The organism is Cupriavidus basilensis (assembly GCF_029335485.1).
Taxonomy (GTDB): Bacteria; Pseudomonadota; Gammaproteobacteria; order Burkholderiales; family Burkholderiaceae; genus Cupriavidus; species Cupriavidus basilensis_E.
This window is the reverse complement of record NZ_JARJLM010000559.1, coordinates 35,782-59,588: the sequence shown is the minus strand read 5'-3', so window position 1 is coordinate 59,588 and position 23,807 is coordinate 35,782. Positions and strand designations below refer to the sequence as shown.

Here is a 23,807-nt window from a genome sequence, read left to right as displayed (position 1 = left end):
CAGCGCTGTCGTCGCTCCATTAGCTAACGCTTTCCTGGTAGAACGTGTAGGCATCGTCGATCTGCTCGAACGTGTGCAGCTTGCCCTCAACCAGGACCGCTGCGCGGTCGCAGTGCTCGCGAATATATCCGGCGTCGTGGCTGACAATAATCAGTGACCGGTCGCGGCGATGCTCGAACAGTTCCTGGTGACATTTGGCGTGGAAGCGGCTGTCGCCTACGGCCACAATCTCATCAATCAGGAAGCAATCGAACTCGATTGCCATCGAGATAGCGAAAGCCAGGCGCGCGCGCATGCCTGCGGAATAGCTCTTGACCGGTTCGCGCAAGTAATAGCCGAGTTCGGAGAATTCCTGGACGAAGGGTTCTGCAGCTTTCGCGTCCGCCCCATACACACGGCAGATGAAGCGTAGATTGTCCATGCCTGTCAGGCTACCCTGGAACGCCCCGCCAAAAGCGAGCGGCCACGACACGCTCATCGCTCGGACAATCTTGCCCGAAGTCGGCAACTCAGCCCCACTGATCATCCGGATCATGGTGGACTTGCCCGCGCCATTGCGCCCGAGGATGCCGATTTTTTCACCGGCACCGACCTGGAGATTGATGCCATCCAGCACGCGGCGGCGGCCCTGGCGGGTGTGATAGTCCTTGCAGACGTTCTGTAGTCGAATCATTCTGGCTCAACCCGCTTGCCGGCCTCACGAACGAGGAATAGACCAACAAACAAGAAAACAAGATCTGCCACTACCATATACTCGACATCATAGTGAGGTTTCACTAGCGCCCCGAAATAGCCAGCCCGGAGCATTTCCACACCGTGAACCATAGGCAGCAGCAAGATCAGCTTCTGAGCGCTAGTCGGTAGCCAATCGACCATGAACACTGCTCCGGATAAAGGAAACAGCAAGTAAGCGATGGTGTGCCAGATTCTGTCCGCTGTCTCACTGCGCTCACTGAGCGCCCCTATTATAAGACCCAACCCGCAGCCAAATAACGCGAGAAAGATCCAACCGCCTATAACCAACGACAAATTCTGTGGTATCTCCATCAATCCCAAAACCACGAAGAGTGTCGTAAGGAAGACTGCGGAAATCGTAGCGCCGGAAATCTCCAGCAAAAGTCGCGCAAAGAAAAGGTCAATGACCCTCACATTCCGATGATATAAGAGGCTGAGATTTGGCTGAATTGCTAACGCACACCGATTAGCGCAATTACGCCAAAGCAAGACCGACGAATACCCGGTCACAGCGAATGCCGTAATCGGAAGGTTGGAGCCATGCGTCGCCTTTGTTAACGTCCACAAGGCTGTGACGCCCAGCGTGAACATCATCGGCTCAAAGAAGATCCACAGAAAGCCGACGTTGTGGCGTCCATAGCGAGTGATTATTTCGCGCATCAAGAGCGCCCCAACCACGCGCAGTTGAATCCGCAGCGACCGAAGGAACGGCGTTTCGTGATGTACTGCGCGCATCTTAGTCGTGATGCTCGCGAACACCAGCGACCAGCAGGCTCAACACCCCCCAAACGATCATTCCAAGCGCGAAGACTTCGAGAATCCTCTTCAAGCGTCTCGGCTCAATCGCCACATCCGGCGCGTTCGGCTGTACCAGCCGCTCCAGATATAGCTGCTTGCGCTGCGCTTCGGCTCGCGCGTTCTCCAGCGCGGTCATCGTCGATGCCAGTTGCCTGTCCGCAAACTGCGAGTCAAGCTGCAGGCGTGTATAGGCAGCCGCCTTTTCCGACAGCGAACCCTTGCCGCCGGTCACGCCGCCCGACGCCTCTTTAATCTGGCCTTCCAGCGCAGCGATATTTGTCTTGAGCGTTGAAACCTGGGGATTTTGCGGCGCGATGGCCTGCAACTGCATCAACTGCGTCTGCGCATTGAAGAGCTGCGTTTGCAAAGCCGTGACTTGTTGCAGTTGCAGGGCGGATTGCCTATCCGGATCAAACACTGTGTTCGACTTACGGTACGCCGCCAGCGCGGTAGCCGCATCTTTTGCCTTTGCTGCTGCGGCATCCACTTCACTGCGCGCAAACTGGACCATATCCTTGGCAGCACGCTCGTTCATGCGATTAATCAACCGCTCGCTCAATTCCAGCAGCGATTCGTTAATTTTGGTCGCGTCCTGGGAGGTGAACGAACGCACTTGCAGCGTAGTGATGGACGAGGTGGAATCGTACTCCACCGTTACTACATGCTTAATATAGTATTTCCACAACGCCTCAAAACTGTCATCAAACTTCCGCAGGAAGCGGCTCAAGAAGTCGCCGTGGTTGCCATAGGCATCCAGGATGTAGCTATCTCTATTCAGTTCGCCCAATGCATCGCGCGATTCAATATAATCAATGACCGAGTAGGTATCGTCCTGCGCGCGCGAGAAGCCGGTGCCTTGCAGTAGGGCCCCAAGGGTGCTGGTCTGGCTCTGACGCTGCGGGCTGCGCACCACAAAACGCGATTCGGAGACGTAGATATCGGACGCAATCACGCCGAAATAGACTGTCGCGAGGACGGTTGGCACCACGACAGTGCCAAGAAAAAGCCGATTAAGGCGCTTCAGGCGCTGCCACACACCGCTCTTGCTTCCGGTCGCCTGCGGCGCCGCGTCGTTCTTGAATACCGTATCCAACGTATCTTCCAAAGCTATGCGACCCGGCAATGCGCGGCGAATTCTCGCTCTCCGGGCCTGAAATTGCCTTCAGTGCCGGGCAATCTGAAGAAATAAGGGCATTTTTCGCCTGTGTTTGCCAACATAGCACCGCAACAGCAATCGCCTGGCCGGCCATAGACCAGTTTAAGGCTGCTGATTATAGCGGCTGCCCTGTGACGAGGCTATCGGAAGCGCCTGAGGTGCATCCCGCTTGCAACAGCCCGTAAGCAGTTCCTTACAAAACCCAAACTGCTGCGGTATCCTTCCACCCTTCTCCAGATATCCTTGGACATTGGCACAGCAATCTCGCCAGATTTGACAGATCCGGCCGCATGGCCAGTACCTTGCCAACCCGCCTTCCCACGCTACTTGATGCGACGTTCCTTTCTAGCCCTGCAAGGCACGGCATCTCCCTTCTTTCGTCAGTTGTCGGCCGCCTTGCGTGAGCGTGGGCACCGGGTCCAGCGAGTGAATTTCTGCGGCGGCGACCTCGCTTACGCCGGCGCAGAGGACGCCTGTAATTTTTCTGACACATTACGGGCGCTGCCAGACTGGTATTCGCACACCATCAAATCTGGCAATTTTAGCGATCTACTGCTTTTCGGGGATTGCCGGGAGGTTCATCAGGCTGTATACAAGGCAGCCGATCAACTGGGCGCCCGTATCCATGTCTTCGAAGAAGGCTACGTCCGGCCTCACTGGCTCACCCTGGAGGAACATGGCGTCAATGGCCGCTCCCGGCTCCCGCGCGATCCGGACTGGTACCTTGGGCATCGCGGCGTGACGCCGGCCAGCCCACCCGGGCAGAACACCGGCTATAACCTCTACGAGCGCGCGTGGCACGATATCCGCTATCGGGCCGCCAATACCGTCCATGCCCGCCACTTCCCGCATTACCGCAGCCATCGCCCACACAACGGCTTCCGGGAGTATGCGGGCCTTGCCAGCCGCCTGCTGTTGCAGCGCCGGCACCGGCTTGAGGCAGAGCAGGTCACCGAACGGTTGCTGCGCTCGCCACGGCCGTTCTACGTGTTTCCGCTGCAGTTGAATTCGGACTCCCAGATCCAGGTGCACTCGCCGTTCGAGAGCATCCGGCAGGCCATCGAGCAGGTAATGGGCTCCTTCGCAGCCCATGCACCGGCCGATGCAACGCTGGTTATCAAGAATCATCCGCTTGACACTGGCCTGATTGAGTATCGCCACTACTCCCGCCAACTGGCACAAGCCTTGGGCATGGCAGACCGCCTCGAGTTCATTGATGCCGGCCACCTGCCGACGCTGCTGGACCATGCCCGCGGCGTGGTGGTAGTCAACAGCACCGTGGGACTGTCAGCCCTGCATCATCGTCGCCCGCTGATCACCCTGGGCACGGCGATCTATGACATGCCAGGCATGACCTGGCAGGGAGAACTCGACAGTTTCTGGCGGGAGGCGGAAGGGCCGGACATGGCCTTGTACCAAGCCTTCCTGAATTACGTGTTGCACCACACCCAGATAAATGGCGATTTCTACACACGCACCGGCATAGCCATGGCCACAGCCGGCGTGGTCAAACGACTCGAGGCCGCGCCACATGTCTGAAGGCACACCGCGCAACATCGTCATCACCGGCGCCAGCGCAGGTATTGGCCAGGCACTGGCCACCGCCTACGCGGCGCCCGGCGTCACGCTCGGCCTGGTCGGCCGCAACGCCGGCAGGCTGGAAGCCTGCGTCCGGCAATGCCGGCAAGCCGGAGCGGAAGTCATCAGCGCCGAACTCGACGTCCGCGACCCCATCGCCATGGCCGACTGGCTCCACGCCTTCGACGACAACCACCCCATCGACCTGCTGATCGCCAACGCCGGCGTGGCCAGCACCCTGTCGTCGGCGCGCGATTGGGAGGACCTGGCCCGCACGCGCGAGGTCTTCGACACAAATTTTTACGGTGCGATGCACACGGTTTTGCCTATCATAGGGCGCATGCGCGCACGCCGGCACGGCCAGGTGGCCTTGATCAGTTCCCTTGCGGCCATCCGCGGCATGGCTATTTCCCCGGCTTATTGCGCCAGCAAGTCCGCGATCAAGGCGTACGGGGAATCGGTTCGCCCGCTGCTGGCGCGCGACGGGGTCGATCTGTCGCTGGTGTTCCCGGGCTTTGTGAAGACCGCGATGAGCGATGTCTTTCCGGGCGACAAGCCGTTCCTGTGGTCGGCGGACAAGGCGGCGCGCCATATCCGTGCAAAGCTGGCTGCGAACAAGGCGGAGATTGCTTTCCCCGGCTTGCTGGCCTTCGGCATGGGCTTGCTTCCGCTGCTGCCGGCGCGCCTTGCCGATTCGATCCTGGACCGACTTTCTTATCTACCGAGGGAGGAGCACTAGCCCGGCATGCCGCCTTTGCTCCTGTTCCTTATAGCGCTTGCCGCTTCCTTCCTGCCGGACGCTATCGCCCTGCCCCGGCCGCGCGCGCCGTGGCGGCGCTCGGCCGGGGCGCTGGCCATCCATGCCCTGGCATCGGCGGTGACGTTCACGCTGATGCTGGCGGTCTCGGCTCGCCCGGCATTTGCCGCGCTCGTGGCATTCGCGCTGGCCGCGTTGATGGCAATTGTCAACAATGCTAAATATGCGTCCTTGCGGGAGCCTTTCGTTTTCACCGACCTGAGCCTGTTCGGCCAGTTGTTCCGCCACCCTCGCCTGTACCTGCCCTTCCTCAGCGTGGTCCAGGTGCTGGCCATCGCCGTCGGGGCGGCGCTGTTCGCAGGGGCATTCCTTGCCTGCGAGCGGCTTTCGGCCGTACCGTATGAAACGCTGGCGGCCTGCGGGGGCGGCGCGCTGGTCGTTGCCGTCCTGCTCGCCGCGCGCTTGCCGCTTACCCTTGCGCCGGGCGAGGACCAGCTGTGCCATGGCTTTATCACGGTGTTCGTGGCCTATCTGCTGAACGGCTTGCGGCCCCGCACCGCGCACGGCCTGCGGGCCGCGCTGATGGCTGGGCCGTTCTCGCGGACCGCGGCGCCGGCCGTGCGGCCGGACGTGATCGTGATCCAGAGCGAGTCGTTCTTCGATGCCCGCCGCCTGGGTTCGGCGGTGAACCCGGCGATCCTGGCAAACTTCGACGCTGCCCGCCGCGCCGCTTGCCAGCACGGCGAGCTGCGGGTGCCGGCGTGGGGCGCCAATACCATGCGCACGGAGTTCGCCCTGCTGTCCGGCCTGCCCGAGGCGGCGCTGGGCTATGCGCGCTTTTACCCCTATGCCTTTATCCGCCGTCCCTGCGCCTCGCTGGCGGGATGGTTCCGGCGCGCCGCCTACCGCACGTTGGCGATTCACCCATATTTCGCGGATTTCTTTGGACGCGAGCGGGTGTTCCCGCTGATGCATTTCGAGCGGTTCCTGGATATCCGGCATTTCGCGGCGGCGCCACGCGCCGGGCCTTATGTGGCGGATGCCGCCGTGGCGGACGCGATCATCGATGAACTGGAATCCGCCGGCGACGAGCCGGCGTTCGTCATGGCAATGACGATGGAAAACCACGGCCCGCTCCACCTCGAGCGGGTGGAGGCCGGCGAAAGCGCCCGCTACCACACGCTGGGCGACGGCGCGCCGTGGGACGACCTGACCGCTTATCTGCGCCACCTGGCCAATGCCGACGCCATGATCGGCCGGCTGACGGATTACCTGGCGAAACGCCAACGCAAAGCCATCCTTTGTTTCTATGGCGACCACGTGCCTGCCCTGCCGCATGTATTCGGCAAGCTGGGCGGCATGCAAACCCGCAGCGATTACTTTATCTGGCGCAATGACGGTTGCCCGGCATCGCTGCACAAGGATATGGATGTCGCCGATCTGGGGCGGGATTTACTCGATACGATCGGGCAGCCGGTGCATGCCGGCATGCCTGGATGAAGAACAAAGAAGCTGAAGTTTAGAACAGCAGGGCCGAGTCAGAGGAAGATGAAAAAAGCTATCGCAGTTGTGGGAATGTCGTGCAGGTTTCCCGGAGGTGTCCGCAATCCGGATGACTTCTGGAACCTGCTGGTCAATGAAACCGATGCGGTCACGGAAGTGCCCGCCGACCGGTTTGGCACCGAGTTCTACCTGCATCCGGCAAAGCGCGAGCCCGGCAAGAGCTATACATTCTCCGCCGGCGTGCTGGACGACATTGCGGGCTTCGACGCCGATTTCTTCGGCATCTCGCCGCGCGAGGCCAGGCAGATGGACCCGCAGCAACGCCTGCTGCTGGAACTCGCATGGGAGGCCTTCGAGCATGCAGGCCACCTGCCTGCCAGGATGGCGGGCAGCAATTGCGCCGTCTTCGTCGGCGTGGCCAGCCAGGATTACGGCGACCGCGGCGTGGATGACCTGAGCGTGGCCGATGCTTATTCCGCGACCGGCAATACGATGAGCATTGCTTCGAACCGGATTTCCTACCTGTTCGACCTGCGCGGCCCCAGCATGTCGATCGACACGGCCTGCTCGTCGTCTCTGGTCGCCCTGCACCAGGCCTGCAATGCGATCCATGCCGGCGAAGCCGACACGGCGCTGGCCGGCGGCGTCAACCTGCTGCTGCATCCGTTCCCCTTCGTCAGCTTCGCCAAGGCGTCGATGCTGTCGCCTACCGGGCGCTGCCGGGCCTTCGATGCCGCGGGCGACGGCTATGTGCGTTCCGAGGGCGGCGCCCTGGTGCTGCTCAAGCCGCTGGAGAAGGCGCTGGCCGACGGCGACACCATTCATGCCGTCATTGTTTCGTCCGGCGTGAATTCGGACGGCCATTCGCAAGGCGGCATCAATGTGCCCGCCGCCGCCACGCAAGCCGCGCTGCTCAAGGATGTCTATGCGCGCGCCGGCGTCGATCCGCTCGATATCGCCTATGTGGAAGCGCATGGCACCGGCACCGCGGTGGGCGATCCGATCGAGGCGCGCGCCCTGACCGATGTGCTCGGCAAAGGCCGCGCGGCCGGGCAGCCCTTGCTGATCGGCTCGGCCAAGACCAACGTCGGCCACCTGGAAACCGCCTCCGGCATGGCAGGGCTGCTGAAAGCCATTCTCTGCCTGAAGCACAGGGCGGTGCCGGCAACGGTCCATTTCAAGAATCCCAACCCGAACATCGACTTTGCCGGCGGCGGTTTGCGCGTGGTCGACAGCTTCCTGCCGCTCGACGCATCCGGCAAGCCCCTGCTGGTGGGTGTGAATTCCTTCGGCTTCGGCGGCACCAACGCGCACGTGCTGCTGCGCGAAGCTGCGCTCCCGGCTAGCCCGGTGGCGAAGGCTGCGCCGGCGGCGGAGCCGCTGGCCCTGGTCCTGAGTGCGCGCAGCCCGGACGCGTTGCGCGCACTGGCGGGCCAGTATCACGCACGCCTGCAGGCCGGCGCTTCCTGGGAGCAGCTTGCCAGCGCCGCCGCGCGCAAGCGCCAGTGGCTGCACCATCGGGCGGTCATCACGCCCGCCAGCCAGGATGAAGGCATGGCCTCTCTCGACCTGCTGGCGCGCGGGGAGAGCGCGCCGTGCGTCACCATCGGGGAAGCGCCAGCGGGTACGGACAGCAAGCTCGCCCTGGTCTTCTCGGGGAACGGCTCGCAGTGGGCAGGCATGGGCCGGCGCCTGCTGGCGGAGGATGCCGTGTTCCGCGACGCCATGCACGAGATCGACGCACTGTGGCAGGCGGATGGCAGTGCCTCGCTGGCCGGCGTGATGCGCGACGGCGCCACCGCCGCCTGGCTAGAGGGCACGGAAAACGCGCAGCCGCTGCTGTTCGCGCTGCAGGTTGGCGTGGTGCGCTCGCTGCAGGCGCGTGGCCTGCGCTACGATGCCTGCTTCGGCCATAGCGTGGGCGAAGTGGCCGCGGCCTGGGCGAGCGGCGCGCTCACGCTGGCGCAGGCGGTGCATGTGATCAAGGAACGCAGCCGCGCACAGGCCTCCACCGCGGGCGCCGGCAAGATGGCGGCCGCCGGCGTCAGCGCACAAGCCGCGCAGCAGCTGATCGACCGCCTGGGCCTTGGCGGCGCGCTGGAGATGGCCGGCGTCAACAGCCCGGAAGCCGTCACCCTGGCCGGTTCGCCCGAGGCGATTGCCGCCATGCAGGCGCAGTTCGCCCAGAGCGGCAAGTTCTTCCAGGTGCTGGATCTCGACTACGCGTTCCACAGCAAGTGCATGGAGCCGATCCGCGATCTGGTGCTGACTGCCCTGGCCGATCTGCGGCCGCAGCAGGCGCACACCCCGTTCGTCTCGACTGTCGCGGGCGCGCAGTTGCCCGGCACCGCGCTCGACGCCCAATACTGGTGGCGCAATATCCGCGAACCCGTGCAGTTCGAAGCCGCCGCGCGCCACCTGGTGGATGCCGGCGTGCGCGTGTTCCTCGAGATCGGCCCGCACTCGATCCTGCGCAGCTACGTTGCGCAAACCCTCGAGCATGCCAAGGCGGGCGGCAGCGCCCTGCCGACGCTCAAGCGCAATCACGACAGCGCCGCGCAGTTGCATCACGCGTTCTGCGCAGCACTGGCACAAGGCGCCAGCCTCGATGCGGACAAGGCCTATCCGCCGGCCGATCCGGAACTGGTGCTGCCGACCTATCCGTGGCAGAGGAGCCGGCACTGGCTCATGCCCACCAGCGAGGGCTATGACCTGGTGAACCGGCGCCGCGAACATCCGCTGCTGGGCTATCGCCTGAAAGACAGCGCCGTGGCCTGGGAGAACCAGGTCGACCCGGTCAAGCTGCCGGTGCTGGCCGACCATGTGGTGGATGGCGCGGTCATCTTCCCCGGCGCGGCCTATGCGGAAATGGCGCTGGCCGCCGCGCGCCTGCATTTCGGCACCGTGGCCTGCGCCGTCGAAAACCTGGAGATCCGCTCGCCGGTGGTGTTCCAGCCGCAACAGGGCAAATTGTTCCGCTTTACCGTCGACCCGCGCACCGGCGGCTTCGTCGTCGAGACGCGTCCGCGCATGAGCACCGATCCGTGGACGCTCACCGTGGTCGGCCGCCTGCTGGCCGGCGGCCCCGCCGCCCAGCCCGGCGAGGCGATCGCCGGAGAGGAACTGGCGGCGCTGGAAGCCGCATGCCCGATCGATGGCGGGCAGCTCTACGGCAGGGCAGCCGAAATCGGGCTGAATTTCGGTCCGGCCTTCCAGTGGGTGCGGTCCGTGCGTCTTGCCGGTGATACGGCGATTGCCGAACTGGCGCAGCCCGCCGTGCTGCAGAATGCGCTGGCGCCCTACGCGATGCACCCGGCCGCGATCGACGGCGGCTTCCATCCGCTGCTCGCCCTGCTGGGCGAGGCGGCCGATGGCGAGGATGCGGCAGCGGACGCGGCCGCCTACGTGCCGGTGCAGATGGGCCGCATCGACTACTACGGCGGCGGCGATGCCGTGCGCCGCGTGGTGGCGCGCATCGAGCGGCGCAGCCCGCATTCGCTGGTGGCCTCGTTCACGTATCTGGACGAAGCCGGCAAGGTCGTCATGCAGGTGGGAGCATGCCGCTTCCGCCGCGTCGACCTTGCGGCCCGGCGCCAGGCGGCACCCAGCCGCTTCGCCTTCGTGACCGAAGCAAAGCCCTATGCTGCCGACATCAGCGCCGCTGCCCTGCCCTCGCCGCAGACGCTCATCGCGGCAGCCGCCGCCACGCTGACCACGCATGAGGACGCCGCCCACCGCCGCACGCACCTCACCGAGGTCATGCCGCTGCTCGACGTGCTGGCGGCGGCCTATGCGCTGCGCGCGGTCGAAGCGCTGGACGTGCCCGGCCAGCCGCAATTGCCCGCCAGCGCCAATCCGGCGCTGCTCGAACGGCTGATCGGCATGCTGGTGGAAGACGGCGTACTGGCCATGCGCGACGGCCAGCTGGTGCGCGGCGACGAGACCCTGCCGGCCATCGAGGATCTCTGGCGCAGCCTGGTCTCGGCGTCGCCGGGCCACGTTGCGGAACTGACGCTGCTGGCGCATTGCGGCAACGCGCTGCCAGCGGTGCTTGGCGGCACGCTGCGCCCGCAGGCCGTGCTGCCCAGCGGGCGCAGCAGCCTGGTGGACCACCTCTACGAGGCGTCCCCCACCTGGACCCACGTCAACGCGCTGGCCAGCGCCTGCCTGGACACCTTGGTCGACGCCTGGCGCGAGCATCGCCCCTTGCGCGTGCTCGAGGTGATCGCACCGGGCACCAACCTGTTCCAGCCGTTCGGCTCGCACCTGCAATCGCGCTGCGACTATGCCATCGCCGGCAGCGCCGAGCAGCTTGGCGCCTTCGATGCGACCGAACATCCGCTGATCCGCACGGTGCAGATCGAGCTGGGTGAAACGCCCACGCTGGCCGCCGAAGCGGGGCGCCCCGCACGGTACGATGTCCTGATCATCAACAACCTGCTGCGCGCGGGCGCGTACCCCGCGCGCCTGATCGAGGCAGCCCGTGCGTGGATGACGCCCGGCGCGCTGCTGATCGTCGCGGAAAGCCAGTCGAGCCGTTTCTCGGACATCGTGTTCGGGCTGACTCCCGACTGGTGGACGCAGGGTCGCGGCGAACTGCTGCCCGCCAACGCCATCGCTTCCCTGCTGCAGCAACACGGCTTCGAAGCCCCGGCCCGGCACACCGAAGCGGAGCTCGACATCGAAGGCGCACCCGCCTTCATGGTGGCGCGCCGCGGCGCGGACGCCGTTGCCGCGCCCCCGGCCGAAACACCGCCGGCGCACTGGCTGCTGGTGAATCCCGCCGCGCACGGCGAGCTGATGGCCGCCGTCGCCGATACGCTGCAAAGCCATGCGCCTGCCGGCCAGGTCACCGTGCTCGACTCGGTAGCGGCCCTGCTGGCCCACCCGTCGCTCGGCGCGGCCGGGGCCTTGCCTCGCCACGTGGTCTTCCTCGCCGCCGACATCGAGGGCCTGGACGCCGGGGGCGACGGCAGCGAAATGATGCGCGCGCAGGAAAGCACCTCGATCGCGCTGGCGCAACTGGTGCGCGGTCTCGCCGGCGCACCCGCGCCGGTCCGCCTGTGGGTGGTGAGCCGTGGCGGCGCGCCACTGGCCGCCCCCGCAACGCAGCCGTCGGCCTTCCGGCCGGAACAGGCGACGCTGTGGGGACTTGGCCGCGTGCTGATGAACGAATACGCGGAACTGGCTTGCCACCTGATCGATATCGATCCCGGCTGCGAGCGGCCCGCGCCCTTGCTGGTACGCGAACTGTTGTCGGACGAAGGCGAGGAGGAAGTGCTGCTCACCCGCTCGGGCCGTTTCGTGCCGCGCATGTTGCCGGCCGCCACCGTCGAGCTGCGCGAGCAGGGTGCGCGCGCGGGCGAGCGCAATCAGCACAGCGTGCTTGCCTTCGAATCCCCGGGTTCGCTGCGCCACCTGCAATGGTTCGCCCTGCCCGAGCGCGAGCTCGAAGCGGATGAGGTGGAGATCGAACCCGCCGCGACCGGCCTCAATTTCCGCGACGTGATGTACGCCATGGGCCTGCTGTCCGACGAAGCGGTGGAGAATGGCTTCGCGGGGCCGACCATCGGCATGGAGCTCTCGGGCCGGATCACGCGTGTCGGCACGGATGTGCAGGGCTTCCAGCCGGGCGACGCCGTGCTCGGCTTCGCGCCCGCCGGCTTTGCCAGCCGCGTGCGCACGCGCGCCGGCGCCGTCGCGCTCAAGCCGGAGCGGCTGAGCTTCGAGGAAGCCGCGACCATCCCCACCACCTTCTTCACGGCCTTCTACGCGCTCTGCGAGCTGGCCCGGTTGCGTCCTGGCGAGCGCGTGCTCGTGCACGGCGCGGCCGGCGGCGTGGGTATCGCAGCCATCCAGCTGGCCCGCCATCTCGGTGCGGAAGTGTTCGCCACCGCGAGCACCAACGAGAAGCGCGAGTTCGTGCGGCTGCTGGGCGCCGACCATGTGTTCGATTCGCGCAGCCTGGCGTTTGCCGACGACATCCTGCGCCGCACCGGCGGCCAGGGCGTGGACATCGTGCTCAATTCGCTGGCCGGCGAAGCCATGGTGCGCAGCATCGACGTGCTGCGCCCGTTCGGCCGCTTCCTGGAACTCGGCAAGCGCGACTTCTACGAGAACAGCCGGATCGGCCTGCGCCCCTTCCGCAACAACATCAGCTACTTCGGCATCGATGCCGACCAGCTGATGCATGCGCAGCCGGGCCTGACGACCCGCCTCTTTGCCGAGATCATGGAACTGCTGGCCAGCGGCGCGCTCGATCCGCTGCCGTATCGCACCTTCCCCGCGCACCGCGTGGAGGAGGCTTTCCGCTATATGCAGCAGGCGCGCCAGATCGGCAAGATCGTGGTCACCTTCCCCAGCGGCGCCCCGGCGCCGCAAAGCCCGAAGCCGACGCACCTCGCGCTGGACCCGCGCGCCGCCTACCTGGTGGCCGGCGGCACCGGCGGCCTCGGCTTTGCCACGGCACGCTGGCTGGTTGCCAGGGGCGCCCGGCATGTGGTGCTGGCGAGCCGCGGCGGCACCTTGTCGCCGGAGCTGGCCGCGCAGGCGCAACAGTGGAACGAGGCGCTGGGCGCCACCGTCACGGTGGCGTCGTGCGACCTGACGGATGCCGCCGCCGTCGCCGCCCTGGTGGAACGGATCGAGCGCGCCGGGACCGCGCTCAAGGGCGTGGTGCATTCGGCCATGACCATCGCCGACGGCCTCATCGCCAATCTCGACGATGAGCGCTTTGGCAGCGTGCTGGCGCCCAAGGTGGCCGGCGCGTGGAACCTGCACCGCGCCACCAGCGGGCGCGCGCTGGACTTCTTCGTGGTGTACTCGTCGGCCACGACCTTCCTCGGCAGTCCGGGCCAGTCCAGCTACGTCGCTGCCAATACCTTCCTGGAGTCGCTGGTCTATCAGCGCCGCGCCAGCGGGCTGCCGGGCTGCTTCATGGCCTGGGGGCCGCTGGAGGATGTCGGCTTCCTGGCGCGCAACGCGCAGACCCGCGAAGCGCTGCAGGTGCGCATCGGCGGGCGCTCGATCACCTCAAGCGAAGCCATGGCGGCGCTGGAGCATGCGCTGCTGGCAAACCGGGCCGGCGAGGCCGTGCTCTGGCTCGACTGGCAGGCCGTGGCCCGGGTCATGCCGGCCGCGCGCTCGCTGCGCTACGTCGAGATGCAGGGCAGCGACGGCCAGGATGCGCAGCGTTCCGCCGGCGCCAGCCTGGACGGCGAGGTCCGCGCCCTGCCGCACGCCCAGGCCCTGCAGCTGGTCATCGAGACCATGCAGGCCCAGATTGCACGCATCCTCCACCTGTCGGCCAAGAAGGTCGACATCGACCGCTCGGTGGTCGATCTCGGCATGGATTCGCTGATGGGGATGGAGCTCGGCATGGCCGTGGAGGAGTCCTTCAAGGTCAAGCTGTCGGTGATGCTGCTGGCGGACGGCGCCACGGTGCGCTCGCTGGCGCAGAAGATCGTCGAATCGATCCGCACCGGCGATGCCGCCGGCGCGGAGGGCGAGGCACCGTCGGAGGCGCAGCAACAGATCGAAGCGATGGTTGCGCGCCACGCGCTCGAGATGAACCCCGAGGACATCCGCGCCCTGGCCGGCAAGGTCGAGCCGGACGCCCCCGCCACCGCCTCGCCACAATGAACGGCGCACCGGGCTGGCAGGCAAACCAGGGAACACTGGCGCAAGACCTGGTGATGACGGGCCACGGCCTGCACACCGGGCGCCGTGTCAATGTGCGGATCCGGCCGGCCGGCGCCGGCCATGGCATCGTCTTCGTGCGCGTGCGGGATGGCCGCACCCTGGCCAGGCTGCCGGCCTCGCCCGGGCTGCGGCTGGCGCAGCCGCTATGCACGGCGCTGCAGGCGGACAATGGCCTGCGCGTGCGCACCGTGGAGCACCTGCTGGCTGCGCTGCTGGCCTGCGAGATCGACCATGCCACGGTGGAGCTCGATGCCGAGGAAGTGCCGATTCTCGATGGCAGCGCCTTGCCCTGGGTCAGGGCCATGGAAGCCTGCGGCCGCGCTGCCCTGCCTGCACCCAAGCGCTTTATCCGCGTGCTGCGCCGCCTTGCGGTTGCCGACGGCGAGATGCGCCAGCTGGTCATCGAGCCGGCCGGGCGCTATGAGCTGCATGTCACCAACGATCTCAAAGGCTTCGGCGTGCTGTCCTGGCAAGGCGAGATCAACCCGGCGCGCTTCACCAGCGAAATCGCGCCCTCGCGCTCGTACGGCCGCCTGAAATGGGCGATCCCCACGATCGCTTACGGCTACCTGCGCGGCAGGCCGGTCCTGCGCGGCGCGCGGCCATCGTGCACGGCAACCATCGTCGGCGGCTCGGTGCTCGGCGGCATGCGCCTGCCGGAGGAGTTCGTGCGCCACCGCGCACTGGACCTGATCGGCGACCTGGCCCTGCTGGGCGCGCCCTTGCTGGCACGGGTGACGGCCCTGCGCCCCAGCCATGAAATGAACTACCGCCTGAGTTCGGCACTGCTCGCGCAAACCGATGCGTGGGAATGGGCCGGACCGGCCATCTGATTGAACGAGGATTACGACGTATGGGATTGGGCGACCACCTGAGGCAGCAGCTCGCCGCGAAGGCGCTGCAGCGCCAGCTACAACGGGTGACCAACGAGATGGAGGCTGCCCCGGCGGCCGTGGCCAGGCCGGCCGCGCCGTCGGAGCTGGCCCAGCTATGCCGGTTCGATACCCTGCCGGCCTACCAGCAGGTCGCGATCGGGCGCCAGATGAGCGAGCAGCTGCGCATCGAATCGCCCTTCTTCCGGGTGCATGAAGGCGTGGCCGGCGCCACCACGCAGATCGGCGGCCGCAGCTATATCAACTTCGCCAACTACAACTACCTCGGCCTTGCCGGCGATCCGGAAGTATCGGCCAGCGCCAAGGCCGCCATCGACCAGTATGGCACGTCGGCCTCGGCCAGCCGCATGGTTGCCGGCGAACGCCCCGTGCAGCGCGAGCTCGAGCACGCGCTGGCCCGGCTGTACGAGGTGGATGACTGCGTGGCGTTCGTCAGCGGCCATGCCACCAACGTCACCGTGATCGGCTCGCTGTTCGGCCCGGCCGACCTGATCGTCCACGACTCGCTCGCGCACAACAGCATCGTCCAGGGCGCGCAGCTCAGCGGCGCCAAGCGGCTGAGCTTTCCGCACAACGACTGGCAGGCGCTGGACGCGCTGCTGACACGCGTGCGCCGCCAGTACCAGCGCGTGCTGATCGCCGTGGAAGGCCTCTACAGCATGGACGGCGACCTGCCGGAGCTGGATCGCTTCATCGACATCAAGCGCCGCCACGCGGCGTTCCTGATGGTGGACGAGGCGCACTCGCTGGGCGTGCTTGGCGCCGCCGGCAAAGGCATCCGCGAGCACTACGGCGTGGCCGGGCGCGACGTGGATATCTGGATGGGCACCTTCAGCAAGACGCTGGCCGGTTGCGGCGGCTTTATCGCCGGCGACCAGGCGCTGACCGACATCCTCCGTCACCTGGCGCCCGGCTTCCTGTACAGCGTGGGCATCGCGCCCATGCTGGCGGCGGCGTCGCTGACCGCACTGCAGCGGATGCTGGCGGAGCCGGAGCGGGTCGCCGCACTGCGCGAACGCGGGCAGCTGTTCCTGGATCTGGCGCGGCAGGCCGGCCTGAATACCGGGACCAGCGCCGGCTATTCGGTGATCCCCGTCATCACAGGCAGTTCGCTGAAGGCCGCGCAATGGGCGAATGCCCTGTTCGACGAGGGCATCAACACCCAGCCGATCTTCTACCCGGCCGTAGAGGAAAAAGCGGCGCGCCTGCGCTTCTTTATCTGCTCGACACACACGCCCGAGCAGATCCGCACCGCCGTCGACGTGGTTGCCCGGCTGGCGCGCAGATGAGCAGCGTGCCCTCGGTGGCGTTGAAGCGGCAGGCGGGGATGGTGTTCCGCCAGGCCGCGCCGCGCGATGCGGCGGCGCTGGCGCCACTGGTACTGGCATCGGGCCAGCTTGAATTCGCCTACCTGCTTGGCGGCACGGCGCACGAGCGCGAAGCCTTCCTGCGGCGGGCAATCGCGGCGGACAGCGGGCGCTTCTCGTGGCGCCGCCATCGCGTGGCCGCGATCGAAGACCAGCCGATCGCGGTGCTGGCGATCCAGGATGGCCGGGCCAACCTGCTCGACGACCCGCGCATCGCGCTCGACTTCCTGCGCTTCTTCGGCGTCCGGCGAAGCGGCGGCATCGTCGGCCGGGGCCTGGTCCTGGAGCGGGAGATTCCGGCGCCGAAGCGCCGGCAGACGCTGCTGGCGCATTGCGCCACGCGCGGCGATATGCGTGGCCGGGGGGTATTCCAGGCGCTGTTCGCCGACACCATGCGCGCCGGCTTGCTCCCCGCCGCGCCGGGACAGGCGCTCCTGCTCGATGTGCTGCGCAGCAATACGCGGGCAGCCGCGCTCTACCGCAAACTCGGTTTCGTCACGCTGGATGCGCGGCTGGACCGTACCCCCAGGCTGCCGGCGCAGCTACGCTCCGCCAGGATGCGGTTTCAGCCGGCCCCGGGCGGCACGCGATAGCCCGTAGCAACGGCGGGATAACGGGATCCGCGCCGGAGCCGAAACTCACGCGGACAGCACGCGCGCTAGCGCGGCCATCGTACGCGCCGTGGCGCCCCGGTGCAGCACCGCGAAAGCGCGGGCGTGGCCGCGCATGGCGGCCAGCCCCGGCGCATCGCCCAGTACCGCCGCGGCCGCACGCATCAGCGCATCGGCATCCGTCACGCGCTGGCAGGCGCCGGCGGCTATGGCGTCTTCGGTTGCCTGGGCAAAGTTGAAGGTATGCGGTCCGATCAGCACGGGCGTGCCGGCGGCGCAGGCCTCGATCAGGTTCTGGCCGCCCAGCGGCAACAGGCTGCCGCCGATGAACGCGAGATCCGAGGCGGCGAAGTACAAGGCCATCTCGCCCATCGAATCCCCCAGCAGCACATCCGCCGTGACTGGCTCCGGCAGGCCAGCCTGCTCCCACGCGGCGGAATCGCCCAGCGCGCTGCGCCGCTGCAGCGAGAAACCGGCGCGCGTCACCATGGCCGCCACTTCGTCAAAGCGCTGCGGATGACGCGGCACCAGCAGCAGGGCCGGCCGCGGCACCGGGTTTGGCGCGTCGGCGGCCAGCGCCTGCCAGCGGGAGAATGCCTCCAGCAGCAGGGTCTCCTCGCCTTCGCGCGTGCTGGTGGCGGCGAACACGGCGCGAGCGCCGAATCCCTGGCGCAGCAGGCGGCCGCGCCGCAAGCCATCCTCGGGCGGCTGCATGTCGAATTTCAGGTTGCCGGTCACCTGCACCGACGCCAGCCCGAGCGCGCGGAAGCGTTCGGCATCGCCCTGGGTCTGCGCCAGCACGCCGGTGAAGTCGCGGTACATGGCGGTGGCCGCCCCGCCAAAACGCGCGGTGCGGCGGAAGCTGCGCGGCGACAGCCTGGCGTTGACCAGCAGCAAGGGCACGCCGGCCACACGGGCGCCGCGCACCAGGCTCGGCCACACCTCGGTTTCCATCAGCATGCCGGCCGCCGGACGGAAATAACGCAGGAAACGCCGCACCAGCCAGGGCAGGTCATAGGGCAGGTAGCACTGCATCACGCGCGGCTGCCCGCCGAACAACTGGGCGCCGGTCTGGCGCCCGGTCGGCGTCATATGGGTGAGCAGGATGCGATGTTCCGGATAGTCCGCCAGCAGCGCCTCGATCAGCGGCTGAGCGGCACGCGTCTCGCCAACCGAAACCGCGTGCACCCACAACCAGGGCCCGGCCGCCGGCAGGTTCCCGTAGGTGCCGAGACGCTCGCCCACATGCTGCACATAGCCGGGCTCCTTGCGCGCCCGCCACACCAGGCGCAACAGCGCCACGGGCAGCGCCACCAGCCATAACAGGCTGTACAGGACTCGCAGCATCAGGTCCCCTGCCCGCGCACGCGCCGGGCGGCGGCGTGGACTTCGTCGACCGACGGCACCACGCCATCGTCACCCACGTTGGCGATGCGGTCCGACCAGTAGCCTTCGGTCTTCCAGCGCCAGGTGGCGGTATAGATTTCCACGGTGGGCCGGCATAGCGCCGCGGCAATATGGACCAGTCCCGTATCGACCCCGATCACCACCTCGGCGCGGTTGATCAGGCCGAAGCCCTGCATCACCTTGAAGCGCGGCAGCACCTGCGCCCCCGGCACGCCGGCGGCGATTTCCTCCGCCGCGCGCCGCTCCGCCTCGTTGCCCCACGGCAGCAGCATGGCCAGCCCTTCGTCCGCCAGCCGGCGGCCGAGGTCGTGCCAGCTGGCCAGCGGCCACTTCTTCTTCGCGCCCGCGGTGGCATGAAAGCACACCGCGTAGCGCGCCGGCAGGCCGGCCCAGAGCGGGTCGCCGACATGCAGCTCGCGGGCGCCCGGGCCGAAGAAGCGCGGCGGCTCGGGCGGCGCCAGCCCGGTCAGCGCAGCGCCCAGCAGGCGCGAGCGCCGCACCGAGTGCGTCTGGCGCGGCACCGTCACCGGCTCGCTATAGAAGAGCCGCGCGGCCGGCTCGTAGCCCGACCCCTGGGTGGCATTGGCCAGCCCGATCACCGGCGCCCCGGGCCGCCGGCTGGCCACGCGGGCCACCACGGCAGTCTTCAGCAAGCCCTGCGTTTCGATCACGGCATCGTAGTCGTCCTCGCGCAAGGCGCGCTTCAACGCGCCGATCTCCCGCCATGTCGCCGCCTGGTAGAAGCGCTTGCGCCAGCGGCGCAGGGCGAACGGGATCACCCGCCGCACTTCCGGCAGCAGGCGCACGAGATCGACATAGCCCTCTTCGACCACCCAGTCGATCTCGCAGTCCGGCCAGCGCGCGCGCAGGTCGTGCACCAGCGGCATGTTATGCACCACGTCGCCGAGCGACGACACCTTGACCACCAGGATGCGCGGGCGCGCGGCAAGCGCATGCCGCGCCACGGAGGTGCCCGTAGCGGGCGCAGTCAACGGCATCCGCTCAGAACGGGAGTTGCGCATCCGGCTTCTCTGCCAGGATCACGCGCTTGAATTCCGCCTGGATACGCGCCAGCGCGGCATCGTTGTCGGCCTCGAAGCGCATCACCACCACCGGCGTGGTATTGGACGGCCGCGCCAGGCCGAAGCCGTCCGCGTATTCCACGCGCACGCCGTCGATGGTGATCACCTCGCGCGCGCCATCGAACTTCGCATTGGCGCGGATCTTGTCCAGCAGCGTGAAAGCCTCGCCTTCGGCGCACTTGAGCTGCAGCTCGGGCGTGCAGTTGGAGTTGGGCAGGGCATTGAGCACGGCGCTCGGGTCGGCATGCTGCGACAGGATCTCCAGCAGGCGCGCGCCGGTGTACAGGCCATCGTCGAAGCCGTACCAGCGGTCCTTGAAGAACACGTGGCCGCTCATCTCGCCGGCGATGGGCGCGCCGGTTTCCTTGAGCTTGGCCTTGACCAGCGAATGCCCGGTCTTCCACATCAGCGGCTCGCCACCGTGCTCGCGGATCCAGGGTGCCAGCTTGCCGGTGCACTTGACGTCGTAGATGATCTGCTGGCCCGGGTTGCGCGACAGGATCTCTTCGGCAAACAGCATCAGCTGGCGGTCGGGGAAGATCACCTGGCCGTCCTTGGTCACCACGCCCAGGCGGTCGCCGTCGCCGTCGAAAGCCAGGCCCAGCTCGCAATCGGTGTCGCGCAGGGCCTGCATCAGGTCCTGCAGGTTTTCGACGTGGGCGGGATCGGGATGGTGGTTGGGGAAGTTGCCGTCCACCTCGCAGAACAGTTCCGTGACCTCGCAGCCAAGCCCGCGGAACAGCTCGCCGACGAAGGCACCCGCCACGCCGTTGCCCGCATCCAGCGCGATCTTCATCGGGCGGGCCAGCTTGACGTCGCCGACAATGCGCTCCAGGTACTGCTGGCGGATATCGACCTGCTGGTAACCGCCGGCGCCGCTGGCGAACTTGCCCGCCTCGATGCGCTGGCGCAGTGCCTGGATCTGCTCGCCGTAGATCGCCTTGCCGGCCAGCACCATCTTGAAGCCGTTGTAGTCGGGCGGATTGTGGCTGCCGGTCACCATGATGCCGGAGGTGGCGCGGCGCCCTGCCAGCTCGACATTGGTGCCGAAGTACACCATCGGCGTGGCCACCATGCCGAGGTCGATCACGTCCATGCCGGCGGCGCGCAGGCCTTCCACCAGGCCGCCCAGCAGGTCCGGCCCCGACAGCCGCCCGTCGCGCCCCACCACCACGGCGCGCTCGCCCTGCTCGGCGGCGGCGGAGCCAAAGGACAGGCCGATCGCGCGCGCCACGTCGCGCGTCAGGGTCTTGTCGACGATGCCACGGATATCGTAGGCCTTGAAGATGGAAGGATCAGCTTGCATGGGTCATCCTGAATGTGTGCGGTTAAACCGGCCGGCATTGCCGGCCACCGGTTCCGGCCATGGCCGGGGCGACGGGCAAATGCGACAAAGACGGTATTTTGCCGGATTGCGTGTGGCGTGCCAGTTATAATCGACTGCCTGTGCTCGAAAATGGCGCGGCGAGGCAGCCGGAAAGACGGCACAAGCGCCGCGCGCGTCACTGGTTGAAGCGCCCGCGACTTGCCCGGGAGGGGCCCGCGGGCAAGCCAGGGTGGCTGATCCTCCGCCTGCCACCGCTTCAGCCGGCCAGCGCCGGAGGATAATGCCTGACAGTGATTCTTTCTTTTTTGCCTTTTCTGCCCCTGGGTGCCTGCCTGACAGGTATGCCGGATCGCCAGCCCAACTGACCTGTCCCGGCAGCCTCTCCCATAGCCGACCTAGCGATTTGCCCCAGTGCCTTCGTCCCAGCCCCCCCACCGCCCACGCATCGCCTTCCTGATCACCAACTCCGAGATCGGTGGGGCGCAGTCGCATGTCGCCGATCTGCTGCAGGCACTGCGCGACAGGATCGAGCCGGTACTGCTGGCCGGGGGCGACGGTCCCCTGCTGGCCACCGCCCAGGCCGCCGGCGCCACCACCGTGCGCCTGCCGCTGCTCGACAACGCCCTGTCACCGCTGCGCGCGCTGGCTGCGCTCAGGCAGCTGCTGCAGGCGCTGCGCGCCGCCGCGCCCGACCTGATCCACGCGCACAGCGCCAAGGCCGGCGCCCTGGGCCGGTTGGCAGGCTGGCTGCTTGGCATCCCGGTGGTCTATACGGTGCATGGCTTCGCCTTCAAGGCGGCCGCCCCGGCACGCCAGCGTCTTGCCTCACGGGTGGCGGAGTGGGTGCTGGCACCGTTCACCGCCCGCCTGATCTGCGTGGCGCAGGCCGAACGCGAGCTGGCCGCAACCCTGCCGATTTCCGCCGAGCGCGTCAGTGTGATCCGCAACGGCATCGCCGACTGCGACACACGAGCCACGCCCGGCGCGCCGCTGCGCCGCGTCGTGATGGTGGCGCGCCAGGCCGCGCCGAAGCGCGCCGACCTGCTGATTCGCGCCTTCGCACGCGCCGCCCTGCCCGATTGCGAACTGCTGCTGGCGGGCGAAGGCCCGCAAATGGCTGCCTTGCGGGGGCTGGCCGACAGCCTGGCCCCGGGCCGGGTACGATTTGCCGGTGCGGTCGGCGACGTCCCCATCCTGCTGGCCTCGGCCCAGGCCTTCGCGCTGGCATCCGACCATGAGGGCTTTCCGCTGTCGGTACTGGAAGCCATGCGCGCCGGCCTGCCGGTGATCGCCAGCGACCTCCCCGGCATCCGCGAGCAACTCGACGACGGCGCTTGCGGCCTGCTGGTGGCCGGCAACGACGAGCACGCCTGGGCGGCCGCGCTGACGCGGCTGGCGGGCGACGCCGCGCTGCGCGAGACCCTGGGGCAAGCAGCCCGGACACGCTGGGCGCGCGAGTTCGGCCTCGGGCCGATGGCCGAGGCAACCTGGGCGATCTACCAGCAAGCCTTGGCGGGCAGGCCCAGCGCCTCCCGGCCGGCGGCCAGCACCGGAGCAGGTGGACAATGAACAAGAGTCACAGCGTCGGCCGTCCGGCCCAGCTGATCCGCGCCCAGGGTTCGGAAACCATCCGCCGCGCCAGCCGCATGCTGGGCTGGGCGCTGCTGGGCCTGCTGCTGTTCGGCCTCAATACCGCGCTGGCCGAACTTGCCCACAACGCCGGCCTGGTCACCCATATATTCACCCGCACGCTGCTGTGGTCGGTGCTGCCCTACCTGTTTGCCTTCGTGCTGCTGCACCGCTCGCTGCACCTGCCCGCCATGGAAGGCAACAGCCTGGTCGGGCTGGCCGCCACGCTGCCCTTCGCCGCGCTGCTCTTCGTATTCGCCGCCTTCCACCTCGAGTACTCGCGCGGGGCCTTGCTGCTGAGCTACCTCACCACGCTGGCATGGATCTGGTTTGGCTACCGGCGCTTCGTGCGGAACTACGTGCCGGTGTTCGGCTACACCGACGCCGCCACGCTGGCGCAACTGGAGAAGGTCCTCGCCATGCCGGGCGCGGCGCCGGCCAGCCCGACCCGCTTCCAGGCCATCAGCTCGCTGGACGAAGCCGTGCATTGCGATGGCCTGATGCTGGACCGCAACGCCACCGCCGACCCGGAGCGCACCCGCGTGCTGGCCCAGTTCAAGCTCAGCCATGTGCGCATGTACTCGGTGGAGCGCATCGGCGAGATGCTGACCGGCCGCGTCGGCCTGGCCCATATCGACGAGAATTTTCTCGACGACTACGCGGCGCACTATTTCTACAGCTTCGCCAAGCGCCTGATCGACCTGGCCGCGGTACTCTGCCTGGCGCCCGTTGCGCTGCCGCTGGGACTGGCGGTGGCGGTGGCCATCCGCCTGGAATCGACCGGCCCGGCCCTGTTCCGCCAGGTGCGGGTGGGCCTGTTCGGCAAACCCTTCACCATGTTCAAGTTCCGCAGCATGGGATACGACGCCGGCGCGCCGGCCCGGTTCGCCGCCCGCCGCGACCCGCGTGTCACCCGCGTCGGCCGCGTCATCCGCAAATACCGCCTCGATGAAATCCCGCAGCTGTGGAACGTGCTGGTGGGCGATATGAGCCTGATCGGGCCGCGGCCCGAACAGGTGCCGATGGTCGAGGAATTCGCCCGCACCATCCCTTACTATCCCTACCGCCACCTGGTGCGGCCGGGCCTGTCGGGCTGGGCACAGGTGCAGCAAGGCTACGTCGGCACCCATGAAGAGACCGTGACAAAGCTCAGCTACGATCTGTACTACGTCAAACACTGCGCGTTTGCCCTGGACCTGCTGATCGCGGTGAAGACATCGAGGACATTGCTGACGGGGTACGGAGCGCGGTGACCACGGCATT

15 protein-coding genes are annotated in these 23,807 nt (G+C 67.4%); 9 read left to right on the top strand and 6 right to left on the bottom strand.

Features of this window, described 5'->3' with window-relative positions:
• Window positions 1–19 precede the first annotated feature (19 nt).
• From P3W85_RS34875 to P3W85_RS34865, 3 genes are read right to left on the bottom strand one after another with little or no spacing between them, the layout of a single operon-like run.
• The gene (locus P3W85_RS34875) at window positions 20–673 is read right to left on the bottom strand and encodes an ABC transporter ATP-binding protein (protein ID WP_276268115.1); all 654 of its coding nucleotides are present in this window, start codon (window positions 671–673) and stop codon (window positions 20–22) included.
• A complete protein-coding gene (locus tag P3W85_RS34870) occupies window positions 670–1,470 on the bottom strand; it encodes an ABC transporter permease (protein ID WP_276268114.1) in 801 nt (266 codons plus the stop codon). The genes P3W85_RS34875 and P3W85_RS34870 overlap by 4 nt, the downstream gene beginning before the upstream one ends.
• A gap of 1 nt (window position 1,471) precedes the next feature.
• The gene (locus P3W85_RS34865) at window positions 1,472–2,626 is read right to left on the bottom strand and encodes a hypothetical protein (protein WP_276268113.1); all 1,155 of its coding nucleotides are present in this window, start codon (window positions 2,624–2,626) and stop codon (window positions 1,472–1,474) included.
• Window positions 2,627–3,019: 393 nt separating this feature from the next.
• Between P3W85_RS34865 and P3W85_RS34860 the strand changes: the two genes are divergently transcribed.
• Genes P3W85_RS34860 through P3W85_RS34830 form a run of 7 tightly spaced genes read left to right on the top strand, consistent with a single transcriptional unit; the run spans window position 3,020 to window position 17,081 of the window.
• The gene (locus tag P3W85_RS34860; RefSeq protein WP_276268112.1) at window positions 3,020–4,228 is read left to right on the top strand and encodes a capsule biosynthesis protein; all 1,209 of its coding nucleotides are present in this window, start codon (window positions 3,020–3,022) and stop codon (window positions 4,226–4,228) included.
• Window positions 4,221–5,006, top strand: coding sequence for an SDR family NAD(P)-dependent oxidoreductase (locus P3W85_RS34855; protein ID WP_276268111.1), 786 nt, complete (start codon window positions 4,221–4,223; stop codon window positions 5,004–5,006). The genes P3W85_RS34860 and P3W85_RS34855 overlap by 8 nt, the downstream gene beginning before the upstream one ends.
• Window positions 5,007–5,012: 6 nt before the next feature.
• Window positions 5,013–6,524 carry an LTA synthase family protein gene (locus P3W85_RS34850; RefSeq protein ID WP_276268110.1) on the top strand — a complete coding sequence of 504 codons (1,512 nt, stop codon included), beginning with the start codon at window positions 5,013–5,015 and terminating at the stop codon, window positions 6,522–6,524.
• 48 nt (window positions 6,525–6,572) lie between these two features.
• A complete protein-coding gene (locus P3W85_RS34845) occupies window positions 6,573–14,168 on the top strand; it encodes a type I polyketide synthase (RefSeq protein ID WP_276268109.1) in 7,596 nt (2,531 codons plus the stop codon).
• Window positions 14,165–15,061, top strand: a complete 897-nt coding sequence (locus P3W85_RS34840) for a UDP-3-O-acyl N-acetylglycosamine deacetylase (RefSeq protein ID WP_276268108.1) — start codon at window positions 14,165–14,167, stop codon at window positions 15,059–15,061. The genes P3W85_RS34845 and P3W85_RS34840 overlap by 4 nt, the downstream gene beginning before the upstream one ends.
• Before the next feature lie 20 nt (window positions 15,062–15,081).
• The gene (locus P3W85_RS34835) at window positions 15,082–16,410 is read left to right on the top strand and encodes an aminotransferase class I/II-fold pyridoxal phosphate-dependent enzyme (RefSeq protein ID WP_276268107.1); all 1,329 of its coding nucleotides are present in this window, start codon (window positions 15,082–15,084) and stop codon (window positions 16,408–16,410) included.
• Window positions 16,407–17,081, top strand: coding sequence for an N-acetyltransferase (locus P3W85_RS34830; RefSeq protein WP_276268106.1), 675 nt, complete (start codon window positions 16,407–16,409; stop codon window positions 17,079–17,081). The genes P3W85_RS34835 and P3W85_RS34830 overlap by 4 nt, the downstream gene beginning before the upstream one ends.
• A 45-nt stretch (window positions 17,082–17,126) precedes the next feature.
• On the opposite strand, the gene waaA is transcribed toward P3W85_RS34830, so the two are convergent.
• From waaA to P3W85_RS34815, 3 genes are read right to left on the bottom strand one after another with little or no spacing between them, the layout of a single operon-like run.
• A complete protein-coding gene (gene waaA, locus P3W85_RS34825) occupies window positions 17,127–18,446 on the bottom strand; it encodes a lipid IV(A) 3-deoxy-D-manno-octulosonic acid transferase (RefSeq protein ID WP_276268105.1) in 1,320 nt (439 codons plus the stop codon).
• On the bottom strand, window positions 18,446–19,528 hold the full coding sequence (gene waaC / locus P3W85_RS34820; protein ID WP_430869678.1) for a lipopolysaccharide heptosyltransferase I: 1,083 nt from the start codon (window positions 19,526–19,528) through the stop codon (window positions 18,446–18,448). The genes waaA and waaC overlap by 1 nt, the downstream gene beginning before the upstream one ends.
• On the bottom strand, window positions 19,509–20,894 hold the full coding sequence (locus P3W85_RS34815; protein WP_276268104.1) for a phosphomannomutase/phosphoglucomutase: 1,386 nt from the start codon (window positions 20,892–20,894) through the stop codon (window positions 19,509–19,511). Before P3W85_RS34815 ends, waaC begins: the two co-directional genes overlap by 20 nt.
• Window positions 20,895–21,326: 432 nt before the next feature.
• Between P3W85_RS34815 and P3W85_RS34810 the strand changes: the two genes are divergently transcribed.
• On the top strand, window positions 21,327–22,484 hold the full coding sequence (locus P3W85_RS34810; RefSeq protein WP_276268103.1) for a glycosyltransferase family 4 protein: 1,158 nt from the start codon (window positions 21,327–21,329) through the stop codon (window positions 22,482–22,484).
• On the top strand, window positions 22,481–23,797 hold the full coding sequence (locus P3W85_RS34805; protein WP_276268102.1) for a sugar transferase: 1,317 nt from the start codon (window positions 22,481–22,483) through the stop codon (window positions 23,795–23,797). The genes P3W85_RS34810 and P3W85_RS34805 overlap by 4 nt, the downstream gene beginning before the upstream one ends.
• Window positions 23,798–23,807 lie beyond the last annotated feature (10 nt).